The sequence below is a fragment of the Pseudomonas defluvii genome (genome assembly GCF_001695625.1).
Lineage (GTDB): Bacteria > Pseudomonadota > Gammaproteobacteria > Pseudomonadales > Pseudomonadaceae > Aquipseudomonas > Aquipseudomonas defluvii.
Genome location: NZ_MBPN01000184.1, coordinates 1 through 5,269 on the forward strand (window position 1 = coordinate 1; position 5,269 = coordinate 5,269).

Consider the following 5,269-nt stretch of genomic DNA (forward strand, 5'->3'; position numbering starts at 1 on the left):
GCTGAAACCATCAAGAAAGTCTCCCTGGAACTGGGTGGTAACGCCCCCTTCATCGTATTTGACGATGCCGACCTGGACGCGGCTGTCGACGGTGCGCTGATTTCCAAATACCGCAACAACGGCCAGACCTGCGTCTGCGCCAACCGCCTGTACATTCAGGACGGTGTCTACGACGCCTTCGTCGAAAAACTCACCGCAGCCGTCGCCAAGCTCAACATCGGCAACGGTCTGGAAAATGGCATCACCACCGGCCCGCTGATCGACGCCAAGGCCCTGGCCAAAGTCCAGGAGCACATCGACGACGCCGTGAGCAAAGGCGCTCGCGTCGTTGCAGGCGGCAAGCCGCATGCACTGGGTGGCACCTTCTTCGAGCCGACGATTCTGGTCGACGTACCGCGTAACGCCGCGGTAGCCAAGGAAGAGACCTTCGGCCCACTGGCGCCGCTGTTCCGCTTCAAGGACGAGGCTGAGGTCATTGCCATGGCCAACGACACCGAGTTCGGCCTGGCGTCCTACTTCTATGCCCGTGACCTGAGCCGGGTGTTCCGTGTCGGCGAAGCCCTGGAATACGGCATCGTCGGAATCAACACCGGCATCATCTCCAACGAAGTGGCCCCGTTCGGCGGCATCAAGGCTTCGGGGTTGGGCCGTGAAGGTTCCAAGTACGGCATCGAGGACTACCTGGAAATCAAGTACCTCTGCATCGGTATCTGAACCTTTCCTTTCTACATCGGACAAGACCGCAACCCGTTGCGGTTTATGAGGTAATAATGAGCGACACCAACCAATCGCTGCAGCAACGTCGTCTGGACGCCATCCCACGTGGCGTCGGGCAGATCCACCAGATCTTCGCCGAGCGCGCAGAAAACGCTACCGTCTGGGATGTCGAAGGCCGTGAGTACCTCGACTTCGCAGGCGGCATTGCCGTGCTGAACACCGGCCACCTGCACCCAAAAGTCATGGCTGCCGTGCAAGCACAGCAAGCCAAACTGACCCACACCTGCTTCCACGTGTTCGCCTACAAGCCTTACGTCGAACTGTGCGAGAAACTCAACACGCTGGTGCCAGGCAACTTCGCGAAGAAAACCCTGCTGGTCACCACCGGTGCTGAAGCTGTCGAGAACGCCATCAAGATCGCCCGTGCTGCCACCGGCCGTACCGGTGTCATCGCCTTCACCGGCGCCTACCATGGCCGTACCCACTACACCCTGTCGCTGACCGGCAAGGTAGTGCCCTACTCTGCTGGCATGGGCCTGATGCCAGGCGGCATCTTCCGTGCCCAGTACCCGAATGAACTGCACGGTATCTCTACCGACGAGGCCATCGCCAGCATCGAGCGCATCTTCAAGAACGATGCCCAGCCGAGCGATATCGCCGCGATCATTCTGGAGCCGGTACAAGGTGAAGGCGGTTTCAACGTCGCGCCAAAAGCCTTCATGCAGCGCCTGCGCGCCCTGTGCGACGAGCACGGGATCGTCCTGATCGCTGACGAAGTACAAACCGGCGCCGGTCGTACCGGTACCTTCTTCGCCATGGAACAGATGGGCGTCGCCGCCGATCTGACCACCTTCGCCAAATCCATCGCCGGTGGTTTCCCGCTGGCGGGCGTGGCGGGCAAGGCCGAAATCATGGACGCCGTTGCCCCGGGTGGCCTGGGCGGCACCTATGCCGGCAGCCCTGTGTCCTGTGCTGCGGCCCTGGCCGTCATCGAAGCCTTCGAGCAAGAACACCTGCTGGATCGTGCCAAGGCCGTGGGCGAGATCCTCGGTACCGGCCTGCGCAAGATCGCTGAGCAGCATTCCAGCATTCTTGAAGTGCGGACCCTCGGCGCCATGGTTGCCGTGGAGCTGTGCGAAGGTGGCGACGTACACAAGCCGGCCGCTGAACTGACCGGCAAGATCGTTGCCCTCGCTCGTGAGAAAGGCCTGATCCTGCTGTCGTGCGGTACTTACTACAACGTCCTGCGCATCCTCGTTCCTCTGACCGTCAGCGACGAGGACCTTGCTCGCGGTCTGACGATCATCGGTGAGTGCTTCAACGAACTGGCGTAAGACCTCCACTTGTCGTTGCCCACGTGAACACGAAACAGCAGGGTGGCCGCACTACGCGTGCAGCGGCCGCCCTGCGTTCACGCGGGCAACGACATCGCGTTAAAAAGGTAAGACCATGAACAACAAACATAAAAACAACTTGAGTCACGGGCTTAAATCCCGTCATGTCACCATGCTGTCGATTGCCGGGGTGATTGGCGCCGGGCTGTTCGTCGGCTCCGGACGTGCGATTGCCGAAGCCGGACCAGGCGCTGTTCTGGCCTATGTCTTTGCTGGCATTCTGGTCATGCTGGTGATGCGCATGCTCGCCGAAATGGCCGTTGCGTCGCCGGATACCGGTTCGTTTTCCACCTATGCAGACCGCGCCATCGGCAAATGGGCGGGGTTCAGCATCGGCTGGTTGTACTGGTGGTTCTGGGTACTGATCATTCCGATCGAAGCCAACATCGCCGCCACCATCATCAACACCTGGATGCCCGAGTGGGATATCTGGGTACTGTCCCTGATCATCACCCTGGTGTTGACCGCGACCAACCTGGCCAGCGTGAAGAACTATGGCGAATTCGAGTTCTGGCTCGCATTGGTCAAGGTACTCGCCATCGTCGGTTTCATCGCACTGGGCGCCTGCGCCATTTTCGGGCTGCTGCCCGATGCCCCGGTCAGCGGCGTTTCGCGCCTGTGGGACAATGGCGGCTTCATGCCTAACGGCTTCGGCGCAGTCATCAGTGCCATGCTGATCACCATGTTCTCGTTCCTTGGCGCCGAGGTGGTGACCATTGCGGCCGCCGAATCCGACGCGGCCGAGAAGCAGATCTCCCGGGCCACCAATTCGGTGATCTGGCGGATTACGCTGTTCTACATCCTGTCGATTTTCATCGTCGTAGCCCTGGTACCCTGGAACGATCCGCGCCTGGCCTCCCAAGGCTCCTACGTGACCGTACTGGAAATCCTGGGTGTTCCGCACGCCAAGCTGCTGATCGACGTGGTCGTACTGACCTCGGTGACCAGCTGTCTGAACTCCTCGCTGTACACCGCCTCGCGCATGCTCTTCTCCCTGAGCAAACGGGGTGAAGCACCAGCCTGCGCCCGTTACACCAACAGCATCGGTACACCGATCTATGCCGTGTTGCTGTCTACCGGCGCGGCGTTCCTGACGGTCATCGCCAACTACCTGGTGCCCTCCAAGGTATTCGGCTTCCTGATGGCAAGCTCCGGCACCATTGCCCTGCTGGTCTATCTGGTCATCGCCATCTCGCAACTGCGTATGCGCAAGAAGCTGATCGCCGAAGGCAAGACGCTCAACTACCGCATGTGGCTTTTCCCGTGGCTGACCTGGGGCGTGATCCTGTTCATCAGCGCCGTGCTCATCGTGATGCTGTTCCGTCCCGATCATCAGCTTGAAGTCATCTCCACCGGCGTATTGAGCCTGTTGGTGGTCTGTTCGGGCTTGTTGGTCAGCCGTCGCCATGCCAAAGCCAAGGCCCTGGCTACCGCACAAAGTGGCATCCCTGTCGCGCTGGGGCGCTGACAGGTCCATTTACCTATTTGATGAGTGTTGACGAATGAGCAAGCAAACACTGTCGTTGGCTGAAAAAGATGTCCAGCATCAACTGCACCCCTACACCGATGCCCGCATGCACGAAGAGCTTGGCCCGCTGATCATTGAGCGCGGCGAAGGCATCTATGTGTATGACGACCAGGGTAAGCAATACATTGAGGCCATGTCCGGCCTGTGGAGCGCTGCCCTGGGGTTCAATAACGAACGCCTGATCAAGGCCGCCGAGCAGCAATTGCGCACGCTGCCGTTCTACCACCTGTTCAGCCACAAGGCCCATGCCCCCAGCATCGAGCTGGCGGACAAGCTGATCGAAATGGCGCCGGTCCCGATGAGCAAGGTGTTCTTCACCAACTCGGGCTCCGAAGCCAACGATACCGTGGTCAAGCTGATCTGGTACCGCAACAACGCCATTGGCAAGCCGGCCAAGAAGAAATTCATCAGCCGCCTCAACGGCTACCACGGCATCACCATCGTCAGCGCCAGCCTGACCGGCTTGCCGGCCAACCAGCGCGGCTTTGACGTGCCGTTGCCGGGCTTCTTCCACGTCGGCGCACCGCATCATTACCGCCATGCGCTGCCAGGCGAAACCGAAGAACAGTTTGCCGACCGTCTCGCCGCCGAGCTGGAAAGCCTGATCCTGCGTGAAGGCCCGGAAACCGTCGCCGCCTTCTATGGCGAGCCCTTGATGGGGGCCGGTGGCGTCATTGTGCCGCCACGCACCTACTGGGAAAAAATCCAGGCCGTCTGCCGCAAATATGACGTACTGGTCGTCGCCGACGAAGTGATCTGCGGGTTCGGCCGTACCGGCAACCTGTTCGGCAGCCAGACCTTCGGTATCAAACCGGACGTGATGGTGTTGTCCAAACAGCTGTCTTCGTCCTACCAGCCGATCTCGGCGATCCTGATCAACGATGCGCTGTACCAGGGCATTGCTGACCAAAGCCATTCGCTGGGCACCCTTGGTCATGGTTTCACCGCCAGTGGCCATCCGGTTGCGGCGGCGGTTGCGCTGGAAAACGTGAAGATCATCGAAGAACAGAACCTGGTCGAGCATGCTGCGGCCATGGGCGCGATTCTTCATGAGGGTCTGAACCAATTCGCCGACCACCCACGGGTAGGCGAAATCCGTGGCCGTGGCCTGATTGCGGCAGTCGAACTGGTTGCCGACCGCGAGCTCAAGACCCCGTTCGAGGTCACCGGCAAACTGGGACGCTTCCTCGCCGGTCGCGCCCAGGCGCACGGCATGATTACCCGTAACATGGGTGATGCGATTGCCTTCTGCCCGCCGTTGATTTCCAGCGAAGCGGAGATCCGCCTGATCGTCGAGCGCTTTGCACGCTCGCTTGACGAGACCGAGCACTGGTTCAAGGCCAGCCGCTAAGTCACCGTCATACGCCAGGAAGGCACGTGAACGACAAGCCCCCGCTTTTTAGCGGGGGTTTGTTTTTCCAGGCTGAATCCCACAGCGATCCCCACAGAACACTGCTTTTCCTGTAGGAGCGGGACTTGCCCGCGATGACTTCAGCGCGGTGTCAGCACGTCCGCGGCGCCTGCATCGCGGGCAAGCCCGGCTCCTACAGGTTGCGCGGGCTCTGTTGGAGTTGGCTTGAACTGGCCTAATGATTTTGGACACTTTGATCGGGCGCTATGATGGCGCCCA

General features: G+C 60.4%; 4 protein-coding genes. All 4 read left to right on the forward strand.

Going from position 1 to position 5,269, the window contains the following annotated elements; translation table 11 throughout:
* On the forward strand, window positions 1-714 hold a 714-nt coding region (locus EKA13_RS25735), incomplete at its 5' end, for an aldehyde dehydrogenase family protein (protein WP_125862970.1).
* 56 nt (window positions 715-770) lie between these two features.
* Complete coding sequence (gabT, locus tag EKA13_RS25740) at window positions 771-2,051, forward strand: 4-aminobutyrate--2-oxoglutarate transaminase (protein WP_065761892.1); 1,281 nt, start codon at window positions 771-773, stop codon at window positions 2,049-2,051.
* A gap of 115 nt (window positions 2,052-2,166) precedes the next feature.
* Window positions 2,167-3,579 (forward strand): GABA permease, encoded by a 1,413-nt coding sequence (gene gabP / locus EKA13_RS25745; protein WP_065761893.1) that lies wholly within the window; start codon window positions 2,167-2,169, stop codon window positions 3,577-3,579.
* A 34-nt stretch (window positions 3,580-3,613) separates the two neighbouring features.
* Complete coding sequence (locus EKA13_RS25750) at window positions 3,614-4,990, forward strand: aspartate aminotransferase family protein (protein ID WP_065761894.1); 1,377 nt, start codon at window positions 3,614-3,616, stop codon at window positions 4,988-4,990.
* Window positions 4,991-5,269 lie beyond the last annotated feature (279 nt).